The sequence below is a fragment of the Enterobacter sp. 22466 genome, from assembly GCF_052044775.1.
Lineage (GTDB): Bacteria > Pseudomonadota > Gammaproteobacteria > Enterobacterales > Enterobacteriaceae > Enterobacter > Enterobacter dissolvens.
The window spans coordinates 119,911-135,431 of the sequence record NZ_JBQENX010000002.1 but is presented as its reverse complement, the minus strand read 5'-3'; the positions used below and the strand labels follow the sequence as shown (position 1 = coordinate 135,431).

Below are 15,521 nucleotides of genomic sequence, written 5' to 3'. Positions count from 1 at the left end.
GTGAAAATAAAAAAGGCGGCTCAGTAGGCCGCCTTTTTACTGTGCGATTAATTCACACTATGGTTATTTTACTTATTTAAGTGCTCTTGCAATTCTTACTGAATGTCATTTACGAAGCATGCCTTCGATAAAATCTTTCCAGTTCCCCAGTTCACGTTCAATCATAACAACCTCTCTTATTATTATGCGCATTCTACGAAAACGTATCATCATTGTGAAGACACTTTAACCGATTGCTGTGATTGTACCCCGCCTGCGCGCTGGATTTATGATAAATATGAACGGAGAGCCTTACATTTTGTGTGACGGCCAGCAATATTTTGAAATAACCCTACCCACGGGTGAGTTTTATTTTACCCGCTGAGTTTACAGGCAATTTATACCTGATGGACATCTATGCTTAAATGATGAAAGAATATTCAGCGTACAGGTGTGAGTTGAATTAAAAAGAGGTGTTAATCCAGAGCGTTTCTGAATGTGTTATATTCCGTTTAAGGATATATCTTCGAATTTACTGAACATTTAATGGTCATAAGAACAAAAGGATTCAACATGGTTGTCATGTACGGCATTAAAAATTGTGACACGATCAAAAAAGCCCGCCGCTGGCTCGAAGCTAACAACATCGAGTACCGCTTCCACGATTACCGTGCCGATGGGCTTGATGCAGAATTTCTGCATACCGCCATTAACGAACTGGGGTGGGAAGCGCTGCTGAACACCCGCGGCACCACCTGGCGCAAACTGGACGAATCACTGCGTGCCAGCATCAAGGATGCCAACAGCGCAGCAAATCTGATGCTTGAAATGCCAGCAATCATCAAACGCCCATTGCTCTGCGCGCCCGGGCAGCCTATGCTGCTGGGTTTCAGTGAAACCCTTTATTCCGACTTTTTTCGTTGAGGTGTAGTTTATGTCATGCCCGGTCATTGAGCTGACTCAGCAGCTTATTCGCCGTCCTTCCCTTAGCCCGGACGACGCAGGTTGTCAGGCATTAATGATTGAGCGCCTGCGTGCCATCGGTTTTACCGTGGAGCGTATGGATTTTGGCGACACCCAGAATTTCTGGGCGTGGCGTGGCCAGGGCGAAACGCTGGCCTTTGCCGGGCATACCGACGTGGTTCCCGCAGGTGATGCGGACCGCTGGATCAACCCTCCGTTTGAACCCACCATCCGCGATGGCATGCTTTTTGGCCGCGGCGCCGCAGACATGAAAGGCTCCCTGGCGGCAATGGTTGTGGCGGCAGAGCGCTTTGTCGCTCAGCACCCAAACCATAAAAACCGTCTCGCGTTTCTCATTACCTCTGATGAAGAAGCCAGCGCCCATAACGGCACCGTCAAGGTGGTTGAGGCCCTGATGGCCCGCAACGAGCGTCTGGACTACTGTCTGGTCGGCGAGCCGTCCAGTACCGAGGTGGTGGGCGATGTGGTGAAAAATGGCCGCCGCGGCTCGTTAACCTGTAACCTGACCCTTCACGGCGTACAGGGACATGTGGCGTACCCGCATCTGGCCGATAACCCTGTTCACCGCGCAGCGCCAATGCTGAGTGAACTGGTGAGCATTGAGTGGGACAAAGGCAATGAGTTCTTCCCGCCAACCAGCATGCAGATTGCGAACGTGAAGGCCGGAACCGGCAGCAACAACGTGATCCCGGGGGATTTCTTCGTTCAGTTTAACTTCCGTTTCAGCACGGAACTGACCGATGAGATGATCAAAGCGCGCGTTATCGCCCTGCTGGAAAAATATCAGCTGCGTTACACCGTGGACTGGTGGCTTTCCGGCCAGCCGTTCCTGACGCAGCGCGGTAAACTGGTGGATGCGGTGGTGAACGCCATCGAGCACTATAATGAAATTAAGCCACAACTGCTGACGACGGGTGGCACCTCAGACGGACGCTTTATCGCCCGCATGGGAGCTCAGGTTGTCGAACTGGGACCAGTGAACGCGACCATTCATAAAATCAATGAGTGCGTCAATGCCGCAGATTTGCAACTGCTGGCCCGTATGTATCAACGTATTATGGAGCAAATCGTCGCCTGACGAGCGCTCTGAGAGGAATAGCGAATGGATTGGCTTGCAAAGTACTGGTGGATTCTGGTGTTAGTGTTTCTGGTAGGCGTATTGCTTAACGTGATTAAAGATCTTAAGCGCGTTGACCATAAAAAATTCCTCGCCAACAAGCCGGATCTTCCGCCTCATCGTGATTTTAACGACAAGTGGGATGACGACGACGACTGGCCGAAGAAAGACCAGAAGAAGTAATTCGCACTCCCTCTCCCCGTTGGGGAGAGGGAATGTTTCACTCATAAAAACTCAACAATATCATCATCGTCCGGCTTACCGCCGCTGAGCGCTTCATCAAAGTAGTGCTTCGGTACGGTATAACGCAGATGGTCAAGCGCAAACTGCATGCTGCGATCGTCAATCGCGTGGCCAAGATCGTCAACGATATCCAGCGTCACATCCCCGCCTTCCCGGATCAGGGCTTCCTGTGCCGCTACGGCGTGCGAAAGCTCAATCACCCGGTCTTCGCCACCGTGGATCAAGTGGATCGTCGTCTGCGTGGTTGCGCTCGTCGGCAGCGTCGCGAAACGGCCGTTAAAGGCAATCACGCGCGAAGCCAGACCCGGCTCTGCTTTCACGCTCTCCAGCGACATAATTGACCCCTGTGAAAAGCCAATCAGCGCGGTCGCGTCGGCACCGACGCCGCTCTGCTGCTGCCAGTAACGCACGGTTTCGATAAAGACCGGCATAATGGCATCAATGCGCGCCTGACGGTTCTCTTCCGTCACGCCCTGAACGGAGAACCACTGCCGTCCGTCAGGGCCACACGGCTCCACGCCGCCGATACTGACAATCAGCGCCTCAGGAAAAACAGGTGCAAACCAGCGACCTATCTCTCCCATATTGACGGCGTTATCGCCAACGCCATGAAACAGCAGCAGTAACTGTTTAGCCGGTTTGTCGGGGCTTTGAACAACAAAATGATCGTGTTTCATGGCGGTCTCCTTAATTGATGACCTGGATTCTACGCCTTGCGGGGGGAATGACCATGCCACTTTACTGAAGAAGTCATTGAAAAAATTGCCATTGCAATATGTCGCTTTTGAGCTGCTGGCTGCGTGCATTATCAAGACATTCAAGGGCCTGCGCCGTTTCAGCGCGTAATCTTGCCAGCACCGCTTTTCGCCCGGTGAGCGACAGTTCAGCACTGAGCGCGGCGTCCTCTCTTCGTGCCTCAATTTTACCGCGCAGGGCCGGAAGCGGCAGATCCACGGCGAGCAGCAAACGCGTCAACGCGGCAACGGACGTAGCAAAGGGCCGATGTGCAAAGGCAAAGCCTGCCAGCTCCAGCCAGTCGTCACTATTAAGGGTAGCTTCCCACTCATCTGCCACCGGGATCTTTTCGCCATTCCACAATGATAAGACACGCGCATCGCGATGCAGGCGCAGCCGGGCCTGTTCACACAGACGATGCCCCGCCTCACTTTGCGGCAATAACGCCATTGCGGTATAGCAGCCGCTGCTGGCTTCGCGGTGGCTGCCCATCCGTACCAGCACAAAGCCGCACCGCTGCCAGAAATGCCACAGCGCGTCGGTAAAGCCAAAACTTACCGAGAGATAATCCTCCCCGCAGGCCTCGCGGATAAGCGCCCGGCCGATCCCTTCCCGTTGCCGGTGAGGGTGAACAGCGATGCGCGTGACCCGTCGACCTTTCAGCGTTGCTGCCAGAGGCGTGCCGCCATGCGCGGCCAGAGACTGCGCGACAAGGTTACCGCGCGGACGGCGAAAACCCGCCCATACTGCGCGACTTAGCGCCGGGCTTAACCCGCCTTCGTCTACCAGCCACAACGCGCCCGCGATGACCGGATCCGTTTGCGCGACGGCAACGTGCTGACCGGGGGCGTCCATCATACGGCGCAGATCCAGCGGCGAGGTACGGTAATGGGCCGCACAAAGCAGCTCGTAGACACTCGCGGCGAGTGCAGGCGTGTGCTCCCATGCATCGGGGGCCAGAGAGGTCAGTTGTACCTCTCCTTTCGGCTGCTGGTCGATGAGCGTGTCGTCAAACAGCAGCGCGCTGGCGACTACCCGCTCAAGCGGACATCCCGCCGCCCAGCGAACGGGGGTGGATAAGCTATAACGCTGCAGGGCGCTGAACTGCGCGCAGAATTTAAGCAAAAACCCTCTTCCGGTTCCTTCATACCCTTGTACCGTCGTGGTTAACAGTACCCGTGGAAAGCGCGCAACCAGCTTCTCCAGCACAGGGCCGGGTATGGCCGCCGCCTCATCGACAATCAGCCAGTCGGCATGGTGTGATGAGGCAAGTAGCGCATCCGGTGCCATAAAGTGAAAATGTTCACCCGCAAACCGTGCGATGACCTCCGTTGCCCCCTTTGCCGGTGCGGTGACAACTGCTCTGCCCTCAATGCTTTTCAGCAGCATGCCGGCAAGCGCCGACTTTCCCCGCCCGCGCGGGGCGGTAACAGCCGCAACGCCTTTCGGCATTGCACGAAGCGCCTGCAGGATCTCCGCCTGCTCGCGCTGGGGCGCACCGTTAGCGGGTTGCCAGTCAGGGGCATCAGGAAACGGAGGAAGGGTTAACGGCTGGTTTTGCTGCCAGACGATTGCATCGGCGTCGCGGGTAATCGTCTGGCAAAAGTGGCGAATGAAATTCGGCGTGGGAATGGGTTCTGCGCTGTCGCTCCAGCGCAGGGAATCGCGGTCGGGCGTGTCTGCCCACACCGCAAGCGGGGGAGCCAACAGCACCAGCAGGCTCCCGGCACGCAGCGTTCCGCTCAGGGCGGCAAAGGCTGAGACATCAAACCCGGCGCGGGCATCAAAAACAGCGTGCCGGAACTCGCGCCCCAGCAGCCCGCCTGTCTCCCGGGAAGGGTTTTCATCCAGCCACACCCAATCCCCGGAAAGCGTATCACGCAGCGCCCCGGCCTGCGCCTGGGACCACTGCGCATCACCGCTGAGCACCACCAGCCGACGCTGGCCGGTGCGCTCAAGCTGGCTAATCAGTTGGTCAAACGCCACCATTACATGGCTTTACCGAAGGTGTTGCACTGCGCCGGGTCACCGCTGTCAAAACCGCGTTTAAACCAGGTGTAACGTTGTTCTGACGTCCCGTGAGTGAAGCTGTCCGGCACCACACGGCCCTGGCTCTGCTGCTGGAGACGGTCGTCACCGATGGCCTCAGCGGCATTTAACGCCTCTTCCAGGTCGCCTGACTCCAGCACGCCCTGCTTCTGCATGCTGTTACCCCAGACGCCCGCGAAGCAGTCCGCCTGCAGCTCCATGCGCACGGAAAGGCGATTGACCTCCGCCTGCGAGGCATTTTGCTGAAGCTGGCGAACCTTAGGCTCAATGCCCAGCAATTTTTGCACGTGATGCCCCACTTCATGCGCAATCACGTAGCCCTGAGCAAAATCACCGTCGGCACCGAGTTTGCGTTTCATGTCATCATAAAAAGAGAGATCGATATAGACGGTGCTGTCTGCCGGACAGTAGAACGGCCCCATCACCGACTGCCCGGTGCCGCAGCCGGTGCGGGTCGCACCACGGTACATCACCAGCTTCGGCTGCTGGTAGCTGCGCCCCATTTTCTCAAACTGCTGGCTCCACGTGTCTTCAGTGGTCGCGAGAATAACGGAGGTAAATTTGGCCGCTTCATCTTCATTTGGGTTGATGGAGCGCTGAGATTGCTGCTGTTGCTGCAGCGGCTGACCGGTCATTAACCCGGTAAGATCGACTCCGTAGTAGCCCGCGACCAGCACCACAATCAGCAGAATGATTCCGCCTTTTCCGCTGGGTAAACGGAAGCCGGGGCCACCCATGGAAGGGCCGCCACCGCTATCACCACGTCTGTCTTCTACATTGTCACTTTCACGACGCCCTTGCCAGCGCATAACTACCTCGAACTATTCCATTAATAATAGCTATGATCGTAGGCGGTTAACGGCAAGATTACCATAGGAAACAAAGGTAAGACGCCAAAGGATATGAACATCCTTTGGCGATGAGGGAGTTAGTCGAGCTTAACGCCTAAACGGTGAGCAACGGCTTCGTACGCTTCAATCAGGCCACCCAGGCTCTGACGGAAACGGTCTTTATCCATTTTATCCAGCGTTTCTTTGTCCCACAGACGGCTGCCGTCCGGTGAGAACTCGTCGCCCAGTACCACTTCGCCTTTGAACAGACCAAACTCCAGCTTGAAGTCGACGAGGATCAGGCCAGCATCATCAAACAGTTTTTTCAGCACATCGTTGGCTTTGTAGGTCAGCTCTTTCATGCGCGCCAGGTTCTCTTTATTCACCCAGCCGAAGGTTTCGCAGTAGGAGTCATTGACCATCGGATCGTGCATGGCGTCGTTTTTCAGGAACAGATCGAACAGCGGTGGATTCAGCTCGATACCTTCCTCAATGCCCAGACGCTTCACCAGGGAGCCCGCGGCACGGTTACGAATGACGCACTCAACCGGAACCATATCCAGTTTTTTCACCAGACATTCCGTATCGGACAGCAACGCTTCCATCTGAGTCGGGATACCCGCTTCGGCCAGTTTGGTCATAATGAAGTGGTTGAACTTGTTGTTCACCATGCCTTTACGATCGAACTGCTCAATGCGTGCGCCATCCCCTGCTGACGTATCATTGCGGAACTCGAGCACCAACAGATCCGGGTTTTCCGTGCTGTATACGGTCTTCGCTTTGCCACGATACAACTCAGCTTGCTTCTGCATCTTGATTACTCCTGGTGTGATGATTTGTGTTCAAAACTGGGGATATTATGCCACGCACACGTTTGCGTAGCACGAAAATAAAAAGGGCTGGATTTACCAGCCCTCGTATTTATTTGCTGAATGCAGCCTGGAAGACCGCGACCAGCGCATCGTTCTGCGACTGGGTCAGCGTGTGACCTTTCGGATCGATAAACTGCAGGCTACTGCGGTTATCGAGGTCGCCTACCTGAATCTTGTAGTCGCCGGAAGCAAGCTGTGGATCGCGTGCGCCCAGCTCCTGCCATGCGCTGTCGGACAGCGGCTTATAGGTTGCCGTCATGCTACCGGTTGAACGCGTGCTGTCGGTCACTTTCATGCCCACTTTTTCCAGCGTCGCTGGCAGACGCTGCCAGGTCTGGTTAAACGGTGCACGAACAACCAGCATCGGCAGGCCGGTATCATCCGCGCCGCTCTGGACATCAAACGTCACACCGTTACGGCTCTGTGAGGCGTTAGCGGCGTCGGTGGCGTTTTTATCCAGGCCCGCAGCAATCACGTTCAGCATTTCAGTGCTGTAACGCTGCATGGCGGCGGCATCCGCAACCGGTTTACCCGCCTGCTCCAGGTTCAACAGCTTAACGGTAACCGCCTGCTGATAGCCCTGCGGTTTAACGGAGACTTGATAACGACCACGGTACTGCTGGTCTTCATCCAGACGATTCCACTCGATCCAGTCGGTGGTTAACGTCTGGCTGGCGTCATCGCGTTTATCAATCGTGTAGTTCTTCGACTGAATAACGCTCACCACCTGTGGCCACAGCGTGCTGCCACGTGCGCTTTCCACCATCAGAGACGCGGTATCACCGGTAAACTGGGTACGCGCCCCGCTCACCAGCGCCAGAGGCTGTGCTGGCGGACGAATATCAAGCGCTTTGCCCACCGGGCCGCTGCCGTTGGTCACGGGGATATTATAATCGCCGTTCTGAATCGGCAGGATCATGCCAGCCGGTGCATGAAGTTCAGCAAGCGGGGTCGCATCCAGATAGGATTCATCACCGCTCACCTGGCGCTTGTAGCGCGAGTCTGAACTACAGGCAGCGAGCAGCATAACAAGCGAAACACTCGCAACCTTCGCCAGGCGCGACTTCTGTACTGAATAAGCCATCAAATCTCCCTAAACTTTACAGCAAACCGGCATGCTTCAGCGCTGCAGTGACGATTTCACGACCGTGGTCGGTAATCGGTGTCATTGGCAGACGCAGCGTATCGGTTGCTACAAGTCCCAACTCCTTACATGCCCATTTCACCGGGATCGGATTGGGTTCGACAAATAATTTATTGTGCAACGGCATCAGACGTTTATTAATGAGACGGGCTTCATCAAAGTGACCTGCCGCCGCCAGCTTGCACATTTCCGCCATATCGCGGGCCGCAACGTTCGACGTTACGGAGATCACGCCATGACCACCGAGCTGCATAAAGTCCAGCGCGGTCGCATCGTCACCGCTCAACAGGATAAAGTCGTCTGAAACCAGCTCTTTGATCTGATGAACGCGGCTTAAGTTCCCTGTCGCCTCTTTAATCCCGATAATATTTTTTACTTTCGAGAGACGACCAACGGTTTCCGGCAGCATATCGCAGCCAGTACGGGACGGCACATTATACAGAATTTGTGGCAAGTCAGTATGTTCAGCGATGGCTTTGAAATGCTGGAACAAACCTTCCTGAGTAGGACGGTTATAATAAGGGGTGACCGTCAGACAGCCAACAACGCCGCTGTCGTTAAAACGTTGGGTCAGGCTGATCGCTTCCGCGGTTGCATTCGCGCCTGTTCCCGCGATGACCGGAATACGTCCGTCAGCCAGTTCGAGGGTCAACATCACCACATCGCCGTGCTCTTCGTGGCTCAGCGTTGCAGATTCACCGGTAGTCCCTACCGAAACGATCGCCGAGGTTCCATTGGCGACATGGTAATCAATCAGCTTCTTCATGCTTGACCGGCAGACATTACCTTTTTCATCCATCGGTGTTACAAGCGCGACAATACTTCCCGTGAACATGAGCCATCCTCTGTGCGAACAAGAGCCTCAATGGTACGTTTGGAACTGTAATAAAAGCAAGCGACCTGAGGCCCTCAGGCGGTTGTATGCATGTTTTTTTTATGCTTTCCTTAGGAAGACTTAACCAAGCAAAGGAAGAACAGGTTTGACAACCTCATCACAACATTACCTGGTTATCACTGCGCTGGGTGCTGACAGGCCGGGTATCGTGAACACCATTACCCGCCACGTGAGCAGCTGCGGCTGTAATATCGAGGACAGCCGTCTGGCGATGCTGGGCGAAGAGTTCACGTTTATTATGCTGCTGTCCGGGACATGGAACGCCATCACGCTTATCGAATCCACCCTGCCGCTGAAAGGCGCGGAGCTGGATTTACTGATCGTGATGAAACGCACCAACGCGCGTCCGCGTCCGGCCATGCCTGCCACCGTCTGGGTACAGGTTGAAGTTCCTGATTCCCCTCATCTGATCGAGCGTTTTACCGCGCTGTTTGACAGCCATCAGATGAACATTGCCGAGCTGGTTTCCCGCACACAACCGGCTGATGAGAGTGCCGTTCCTACCCTCTTTATTCAAATCACCGCCCACAGTCCTGCATCACAGGATGCGTCAAATATCGAGCAAGCGTTCAAAGCCCTCTGTACAGAATTACACGCGCAAGGCAGTATAAGCGTCGTAAATTATTCGCAGCATGAACAGGATGGAGTTGAGTAATGAACCCACTGAAAGCCGGTGACATCGCACCGAAATTTAGCTTACCGGATCAGGATGGTGAGCAAGTAAATTTGACCGACTTCCAGGGACAGCGTGTTCTGGTCTATTTCTACCCGAAAGCCATGACCCCGGGCTGCACCGTACAGGCCTGCGGCTTACGCGACAACATGGACGAGTTGAAAAAAGCCGGCGTAGAAGTGCTGGGTATCAGCACCGATAAGCCAGAAAAGCTGTCACGATTTGCTGAAAAAGAGCTGCTGAACTTCACGCTGCTTTCCGACGAAGATCATCAGGTCTGTGAGCAGTTCGGCGTCTGGGGCGAGAAGACGTTTATGGGCAAAACCTATGACGGCATTCACCGCATCAGTTTCCTGATTGACGCTGACGGTAAAGTGGAACATGTCTTTGACGACTTCAAAACCAGCAACCACCACGACGTGGTGTTGAACTGGCTGAAACAAAGTGCCTGAAAGTGAGTGTCGGGTGGCGGCTTCGCCTTACCCGACCTACAAGATAAATGCAAAACGGCAACCTGGTTGCCGTTTTTAGTGTTTCCCCCTCTCCCCGTGGGAGAGGGCCGGGGTGAGCGCATCAGGCCGCACAAAAACTACTTCTCTTCCACCGCCGGCACATCCGGCCACGCGTGGACGACAGCTTTAATCAGCGTCGCCAGCGGAATGGCAAAGAACACGCCCCAGAATCCCCACAGCCCGCCGAAAATCACCACCGACAGAATAATGACCAGCGGATGCAGATTTACCGCTTCTGAGAACAGCACCGGCACCAGCAGGTTGCCATCCAGCGCCTGAATAATCAGGTACACGGCGAAGCAGCTCCAGAACTCGGTGCCCAGGCCAAACTGGAACAGCGCGACGCCCACCACCGGGATGGTGACCACAAACGCGCCAATATACGGAATAAGGACCGATAACCCCACCAGCACCGCCAGCAGCAGTGAATAATTCAGCCCGAAGATCAGGAAGCCAATCCACGTCGCGACCCCAACCACAATCATCTCCAGCACCTTGCCGCGAATGTAGTTGGTGATCTGCTGGTTCATCTCTTCCCACACCTGCCCGGCCAGCCCGCGATTACGCGGCAGAATACGCCGCACGGCGTTGAGCATCTGATCTTTGTCCTTCACCAGGAAGAACACCATCAATGGCACCAGCACCAGGTAGACGGCGAGCGTGAGCAGCCCAACCAGTGACGCCAGCGAGTATTTGACCACCGAGTCGCCCATGGTCATGATGCGGGCGCGCATATTTTCAGCCATCGCATCGATGATCCCGGCATCCATTAACGCAGGATAACGACGCGGCAGCGTGGCAGCGAAATCAGAAAGCTTGTTCAGCATACCGGGCATATCGCGGATCAGGTAGATCCCCTGTTGCCAGGCGACGGGCATGACCACAAAAGCCATCAACAGCAGAATGCCGACAAACAGCACCAGCACAATGCTGGTCGCCCAGCGTCGGGAGCAGCCGATATTTTCCAGTCGCGCGGTTGGCCATTCCAGCAAATAGGCCAGCACAATCGCTACCAGCAGTGGCGCCAGAAGGCCACTGAAGAAGAACAGAATACCGAATCCGGCAACCAGAATAACCAGCAAAGCAATGGCCTCCGGGTCGCTAAACCGACGCCGGTACCACTGCATTAACATTTCGAGCATACAACCCTTCCCTGAATCGAATGACGGGAGTCAGAATGTGAATTGTATCGAACTGTCACAAAAAAGACTTTCGCTTTTTGTATCCCTGTCACAATCCGCAAAAGCCTGATGAATGGGATTTTCTTCATGCCGTAACACGGCTACACTCGCAGGGCAGTGGAGATGAACGATATGCGGGTTCATCGGTCAAATTAGCACATCCAAAATACAGGACAGTGGTTATGTTCAGGCAGTTGAAAAAAACAGTGGTCGCGACACTGATTGCCGCCGTAACGGTCGGTCAGGTGTTGCCAGCTTTCGCTGACTCGTCCGATTCATTGCCGGACATGGGCACCACAGCAGGAAGCACGCTCTCCATTGGTCAGGAGATGCAGATGGGTGATTACTACGTTCGCCAGCTGCGCGGCAGTGCTCCGCTGATCAATGACCCATTGCTGGTGCAGTACATTAATGGTCTGGGGATGCGCCTGGTCTCGCACGCCAACTCGGTAAAAACCCCCTTCCACTTCTATTTAATCAATAACGACGAAATCAACGCCTTCGCCTTCTTTGGCGGTAACGTGGTGCTGCATTCGGCGTTATTCCGTTACTCCGATAACGAAAGCCAGCTGGCGTCAGTGATGGCGCACGAAATTTCCCACGTGACCCAGCGCCATCTGGCCCGTGCGATGGAAGACCAGAAACGCAACGCGCCCCTGACCTGGGTGGGGGCGCTGGGCTCTATTCTGCTGGCGATGGCCAGCCCGCAGGCCGGGATGGCTGCATTAACCGGCACGCTGGCAGGCACGCGCCAGGGGATGATCAGTTTTACCCAGCAAAACGAACAGGAAGCGGACCGCATTGGCATCCAGGTACTGCAGCGCTCGGGCTTTGACCCGCAGGCCATGCCAAGCTTCCTGGAAAAACTGCTCGATCAGGCACGCTACTCGTCACGTCCACCCGAAATCCTGCTCACCCACCCGTTACCGGAAAGCCGCCTGTCGGATGCGCGTAACCGTGCCAATCAGATGCGTCCGGTGGTGGTGCAATCCTCACAGGATTTCTACATGGCGAAAGTGAGAACGCTGGGCATGTACAATTCCGGGCGTAACCAGCTCACCAGCGACCTGCTGGATGCCCTGGCAAAAGGCAACGTGCGCGAGAAGAACGCGGCGCAATACGGCCGAGCCCTGCAGGCGATGGAGGCCAGTAAATACGACGAGGCGCGCAAAGCCCTGCAACCGCTGCTGGCCGCCGACCCGAATAACCCGTGGTATCTCGATCTGTCGACCGATATCGATCTGGGGCAGAAGAGACCTGCCGATGCGATTAACCGCCTGAAAGGTGCCAAAGAGGTGCGGACCAACCCGGTGCTGCAGCTTAACCTGGCAAACGCTTATCTGCAGGGCGGCCAGCCGGGTGAAGCGGCCACCATTCTGAACCGCTACACCTTCGACAATAAAGACGATCAAAACGGCTGGGATCTGCTCGCTCAGGCAGAAGCCCAGCTGGGTAACCGCGATCAGGAGCTGGCGGCACGCGCCGAAGGTTTTGCCCTGGTAGGGCGTCTGGATCAGGCCATTTCGATGCTCAGCAGCGCCAGTTCGCAGGTCAAACTAGGCAGCCTGCAACAGGCCCGTTACGATGCGCGTATCGATCAGCTGCGCGCACTACAGCAGCGCTTCAAGCCGTACGAAAAGATGTAAAAAAGGAAGAAAATATGACTGACGCGGTAAAAATCTACCATAACCCTCGCTGCTCCAAGAGCCGCGACACCCTCAGCCTGCTGAAATCCAACGGCGTTGAGCCGGAAGTGGTGCTGTATCTGGAGACACCGCCAGACGCGCAGACGATCCACCAGCTCCTGCATATGCTGGGCATGGGCAGTGCACGTCAGTTGATGCGCCAGAAAGAGGATCTGTATAAGTCACTTAACCTGGACGACACGCGTCTCACTGAAGCTGAGCTCGTGCAGGCGATGGTTGATAATCCGAAGCTGATTGAACGCCCGATTGTGGTGGCAAACGGCAAGGCGCGCATTGGACGCCCACCGGAAGAGGTGCTCGACATTCTTTAAACCTCGCGCCGCAGCCCTTCCAGAAAGGCCTGCGGCGTACTTTCCCCCAGCTTTTTCTGCGCTTTACCCCGGTTGTAAAACTCGCACAAGGTCATCAATAATACACCCGGCGGTTCAACATTCACTCGCGGAATAATATCGCGTAAGGGCACCATCACCTGAAGTGCACTGCAGGTACGTTGATGTGCCTTCACCGTAATGTCGTTAACAGCCAGCGTCGCCTCAAAACCAAAAGTCTCAATAGATTGTATAGCAGCCGGACATGCCGCCAGCACCTCCTGCGTCCAGGTATTCAGTCGTTGAGTCGACAGCCCGGCGTAAAGCCGGGCATAGCACCAGCCGCTCACCGGCTCTCGCGCCCACAGCAGATGCTGCTCCCCGCCGTCGTCCATATGCAGCGACAACGGCAAATGGTGCAGTTCCAGCGTATGGGGCGTAATACCCGCTTTAAGCGCCTTTTTCCCCTGCAAGGGTGCCCCTTTTTGCTTAGCTGCGGCCGGTTTGAGATAGCGGTTCAGGGTAGCGCGGGAAACGGCGATTCCGAGTACGTCGTTAACCATCGACAGCAGTTCATCCAGCGGTGCCCTCAGGATGTCACGCAGGGCATTCACCAGCGCAATCTGCTCTTGTCTCATCGCTTTGTGTATCACTTTCGGCGTCGTATGATTATCCGACACCTGGTCGCGATTGCGCCAGCGTCTGACGGTAGTGACTGAAATACCCAGCTCGACGGCCAGCTCTCTGTCGCTCTTATCCGACTGCTGAAGATAGCGGCGGATGCGCGGCGTCGTGGTCGCATTGGCGTGCAGTTTGATTTCCATCGCAACGATTCCTGAAACTAATCTTATGAGATTTATCATGCATCAGCGATTGCTTTGTGACCGATTTCACCTTTCGCTCGCCACGCTTCACTGATAATCCCCACAGATAACACAAACAACACCTCTCAATCTTGTACGGAGTTCACAATGAACAATGTTCTGGGATTTCTTGAAGCAAAACTGATGCCGCTGGCGGCCAAAACGGCCCAGCAGCGTCATCTTGGTGCCATTCGCGGTGCCTACGTTTCATTCATGCCGTTTATCATCGTTGGCTCCATCCTGCTGGTGATCTCCTCCTTCCCCAATCAAACCTATCAGCAGTTTATGTCTCAGGCGTTTGGGGAAAGCTGGAGCGCGATTATCGAAATCCCGTTCAACGCGGTGTTCTCGACCATGTCGTTGTTTATCAGCTTCCTGGTCGCCTACCGCCTGGCTGAACACTATGGCGAAGACCGTATCTCCTGCGGCATTCTGGCACTGGTCGCCTTTCTGATCCTGACCCCTTTTATCAAAGTGGCGGAACAGGGTGGCATCACTGTCATGCCGGTAGAGTGGATTGGCAGTAAAGGATTATTCGTGGCGATGATTGGTTCTCTGCTGTGGACGGAGCTGTTCTGCTGGCTGAAGCGCAAAAAGCTGGTTATCAGAATGCCGGATGGCGTACCGCCTGCGGTGCAGGAGTCGTTCGCGGCGCTGATCCCTGCCCTGCTGGTGATGATCCTGGTGCTGGTTATCCGCATCGGCTTTGAAAACACCCATTACAACACCATCCACCAGTTTATTTACGAGGTGGTGGCAACCCCGGTTCGCCACTACGGTACCTCCTATTTTGGCGCGCTGATGACCGTATTCAGCATCACCATTCTGTGGTCTGTGGGCATTAACTCCGGTTCGATGATCAACGGCATTATCCGCCCGCTGTGGATGGAGAACCAGACCGATAACATCGCCGCCATTCAGGCCGGCGCCACCCCACCGCACATTATTACCGAACAGTTTTTTGACATGATCTGGATGGGTGGCGCAGGGGCCACGCTGTCGCTGGTGATTGCGATGCTGATTTTCGCCCGCAGTAAAAACATGCGCGAAGTGGCACGCCTGGGCGCGGGAGCCTCGGTGTTTAACATCAACGAGCCTATTCTGTTCGGCCTGCCGGTGATCATGAACCCGATCATGCTCATTCCGTTCAATCTGGTGCCGCTGGTGCTGGTCACCGTGCAGTACGTGGCAATGCAAATTGGTGCGGTCGCCGTCACCACCGGGGTGTTTATCCCCTGGACGCTGCCGCCTGTTATCAGCGGTTTTATCGTCACAGGGCATCTCAGCGGCAGCATCATGCAGCTTATCAACCTGCTGATTGGCGCCATGCTGTATCTGCCATTCATGCGTATCGTGGATAAACAGTATCGCGCCGCGGAGATTGCCACCGTGACGCAAACCGACACCACCCTTGCAAAACAGGAGTAAAG

The 15,521-nt window shown here is 55.3% G+C and carries 17 protein-coding genes; 8 read left to right on the top strand and 9 right to left on the bottom strand.

Annotated elements, in window-relative coordinates:
* Positions 1–105: 105 nt before the first annotated feature.
* A complete protein-coding gene (gene ypfM / locus ACTJJI_RS07305; RefSeq protein ID WP_015572204.1) occupies positions 106–165 on the bottom strand; it encodes a protein YpfM in 60 nt (19 codons plus the stop codon).
* Between the two features lie 387 nt (positions 166–552).
* On the opposite strand from ypfM, the gene ACTJJI_RS07300 reads away from it, so the two are divergent.
* From ACTJJI_RS07300 to ACTJJI_RS07290, 3 genes are read left to right on the top strand one after another with little or no spacing between them, the layout of a single operon-like run.
* The gene (locus ACTJJI_RS07300) at positions 553–903 is read left to right on the top strand and encodes an ArsC family reductase (RefSeq protein WP_047361164.1); all 351 of its coding nucleotides are present in this window, start codon (positions 553–555) and stop codon (positions 901–903) included.
* A gap of 10 nt (positions 904–913) precedes the next feature.
* The gene (gene dapE, locus ACTJJI_RS07295; protein WP_046888235.1) at positions 914–2,041 is read left to right on the top strand and encodes a succinyl-diaminopimelate desuccinylase; all 1,128 of its coding nucleotides are present in this window, start codon (positions 914–916) and stop codon (positions 2,039–2,041) included.
* A 24-nt stretch (positions 2,042–2,065) separates the two neighbouring features.
* Positions 2,066–2,263, top strand: coding sequence for a YpfN family protein (locus tag ACTJJI_RS07290; RefSeq protein ID WP_013098222.1), 198 nt, complete (start codon positions 2,066–2,068; stop codon positions 2,261–2,263).
* 41 nt (positions 2,264–2,304) lie between these two features.
* Here ACTJJI_RS07290 and ypfH read toward each other — a convergent pair whose 3' ends face one another.
* The 6 genes from ypfH to dapA form a co-directional block, all read right to left on the bottom strand.
* Positions 2,305–3,000 carry an esterase gene (ypfH, locus tag ACTJJI_RS07285; RefSeq protein ID WP_014832854.1) on the bottom strand — a complete coding sequence of 232 codons (696 nt, stop codon included), beginning with the start codon at positions 2,998–3,000 and terminating at the stop codon, positions 2,305–2,307.
* 73 nt (positions 3,001–3,073) lie between these two features.
* Positions 3,074–5,047 carry a tRNA(Met) cytidine acetyltransferase TmcA gene (locus ACTJJI_RS07280; RefSeq protein ID WP_440653568.1) on the bottom strand — a complete coding sequence of 658 codons (1,974 nt, stop codon included), beginning with the start codon at positions 5,045–5,047 and terminating at the stop codon, positions 3,074–3,076.
* The gene (gene ypfJ / locus ACTJJI_RS07275; protein ID WP_029882266.1) at positions 5,047–5,916 is read right to left on the bottom strand and encodes a KPN_02809 family neutral zinc metallopeptidase; all 870 of its coding nucleotides are present in this window, start codon (positions 5,914–5,916) and stop codon (positions 5,047–5,049) included. Before ypfJ ends, ACTJJI_RS07280 begins: the two co-directional genes overlap by 1 nt.
* Positions 5,917–6,035: 119 nt before the next feature.
* Complete coding sequence (purC, locus tag ACTJJI_RS07270; RefSeq protein WP_008501631.1) at positions 6,036–6,749, bottom strand: phosphoribosylaminoimidazolesuccinocarboxamide synthase; 714 nt, start codon at positions 6,747–6,749, stop codon at positions 6,036–6,038.
* Positions 6,750–6,858: 109 nt separating this feature from the next.
* On the bottom strand, positions 6,859–7,893 hold the full coding sequence (bamC, locus tag ACTJJI_RS07265) for an outer membrane protein assembly factor BamC (RefSeq protein WP_014832857.1): 1,035 nt from the start codon (positions 7,891–7,893) through the stop codon (positions 6,859–6,861).
* Between the two features lie 16 nt (positions 7,894–7,909).
* Entirely contained in the window at positions 7,910–8,788 is an 879-nt protein-coding gene (dapA, locus tag ACTJJI_RS07260) for a 4-hydroxy-tetrahydrodipicolinate synthase (RefSeq protein ID WP_013098227.1), read from the bottom strand.
* Between the two features lie 145 nt (positions 8,789–8,933).
* On the opposite strand from dapA, the gene ACTJJI_RS07255 reads away from it, so the two are divergent.
* Both ACTJJI_RS07255 and bcp read left to right on the top strand, forming a co-directional pair.
* Positions 8,934–9,503 carry a glycine cleavage system transcriptional repressor gene (locus ACTJJI_RS07255; protein WP_013098228.1) on the top strand — a complete coding sequence of 190 codons (570 nt, stop codon included), beginning with the start codon at positions 8,934–8,936 and terminating at the stop codon, positions 9,501–9,503.
* The gene (bcp, locus tag ACTJJI_RS07250; protein WP_013098229.1) at positions 9,503–9,973 is read left to right on the top strand and encodes a thioredoxin-dependent thiol peroxidase; all 471 of its coding nucleotides are present in this window, start codon (positions 9,503–9,505) and stop codon (positions 9,971–9,973) included. The genes ACTJJI_RS07255 and bcp overlap by 1 nt, the downstream gene beginning before the upstream one ends.
* Before the next feature lie 137 nt (positions 9,974–10,110).
* Here the strand turns inward: bcp and ACTJJI_RS07245 are convergent, their stop codons facing one another.
* Positions 10,111–11,175, bottom strand: coding sequence for an AI-2E family transporter (locus ACTJJI_RS07245; RefSeq protein WP_046888233.1), 1,065 nt, complete (start codon positions 11,173–11,175; stop codon positions 10,111–10,113).
* 221 nt (positions 11,176–11,396) lie between these two features.
* On the opposite strand from ACTJJI_RS07245, the gene bepA reads away from it, so the two are divergent.
* Positions 11,397–12,860, top strand: a complete 1,464-nt coding sequence (gene bepA, locus ACTJJI_RS07240; RefSeq protein WP_014832859.1) for a beta-barrel assembly-enhancing protease — start codon at positions 11,397–11,399, stop codon at positions 12,858–12,860.
* Between the two features lie 14 nt (positions 12,861–12,874).
* Complete coding sequence (gene arsC, locus ACTJJI_RS07235) at positions 12,875–13,231, top strand: arsenate reductase (glutaredoxin) (RefSeq protein ID WP_192544413.1); 357 nt, start codon at positions 12,875–12,877, stop codon at positions 13,229–13,231.
* Here arsC and ACTJJI_RS07230 read toward each other — a convergent pair.
* The gene (locus ACTJJI_RS07230; RefSeq protein WP_248062634.1) at positions 13,228–14,052 is read right to left on the bottom strand and encodes an XRE family transcriptional regulator; all 825 of its coding nucleotides are present in this window, start codon (positions 14,050–14,052) and stop codon (positions 13,228–13,230) included. The two genes, arsC and ACTJJI_RS07230, sit on opposite strands and share 4 nt — an antisense overlap.
* A 147-nt stretch (positions 14,053–14,199) precedes the next feature.
* Here ACTJJI_RS07230 and celB point away from each other — a divergent pair, with 147 nt between their 5' ends.
* Entirely contained in the window at positions 14,200–15,519 is a 1,320-nt protein-coding gene (gene celB / locus ACTJJI_RS07225) for a PTS cellobiose transporter subunit IIC (RefSeq protein WP_050860414.1), read from the top strand.
* Positions 15,520–15,521: the final 2 nt, after the last annotated feature.

Excerpts from the sequence above, each read along its gene's own strand:
- ACTJJI_RS07300 (WP_047361164.1), top strand. The coding sequence starts at position 553 with ATGGTTGTCATGTACGGCATTAAAAATTGTGACACGATCAAAAAAGCC.
- dapE (WP_046888235.1), top strand. The coding sequence starts at position 914 with ATGTCATGCCCGGTCATTGAGCTGACTCAGCAGCTTATTCGCCGTCCT.
- ACTJJI_RS07290 (WP_013098222.1), top strand. The coding sequence starts at position 2,066 with ATGGATTGGCTTGCAAAGTACTGGTGGATTCTGGTGTTAGTGTTTCTG.
- ypfH (WP_014832854.1), bottom strand. The coding sequence starts at position 3,000 with ATGAAACACGATCATTTTGTTGTTCAAAGCCCCGACAAACCGGCTAAA.
- ACTJJI_RS07280 (WP_440653568.1), bottom strand. The coding sequence starts at position 5,047 with ATGGTGGCGTTTGACCAACTGATTAGCCAGCTTGAGCGCACCGGCCAG.
- ypfJ (WP_029882266.1), bottom strand. The coding sequence starts at position 5,916 with ATGCGCTGGCAAGGGCGTCGTGAAAGTGACAATGTAGAAGACAGACGT.
- purC (WP_008501631.1), bottom strand. The coding sequence starts at position 6,749 with ATGCAGAAGCAAGCTGAGTTGTATCGTGGCAAAGCGAAGACCGTATAC.
- bamC (WP_014832857.1), bottom strand. The coding sequence starts at position 7,893 with ATGGCTTATTCAGTACAGAAGTCGCGCCTGGCGAAGGTTGCGAGTGTT.
- dapA (WP_013098227.1), bottom strand. The coding sequence starts at position 8,788 with ATGTTCACGGGAAGTATTGTCGCGCTTGTAACACCGATGGATGAAAAA.
- bcp (WP_013098229.1), top strand. The coding sequence starts at position 9,503 with ATGAACCCACTGAAAGCCGGTGACATCGCACCGAAATTTAGCTTACCG.
- ACTJJI_RS07245 (WP_046888233.1), bottom strand. The coding sequence starts at position 11,175 with ATGCTCGAAATGTTAATGCAGTGGTACCGGCGTCGGTTTAGCGACCCG.
- bepA (WP_014832859.1), top strand. The coding sequence starts at position 11,397 with ATGTTCAGGCAGTTGAAAAAAACAGTGGTCGCGACACTGATTGCCGCC.
- arsC (WP_192544413.1), top strand. The coding sequence starts at position 12,875 with ATGACTGACGCGGTAAAAATCTACCATAACCCTCGCTGCTCCAAGAGC.
- ACTJJI_RS07230 (WP_248062634.1), bottom strand. The coding sequence starts at position 14,052 with ATGGAAATCAAACTGCACGCCAATGCGACCACGACGCCGCGCATCCGC.
- celB (WP_050860414.1), top strand. The coding sequence starts at position 14,200 with ATGAACAATGTTCTGGGATTTCTTGAAGCAAAACTGATGCCGCTGGCG.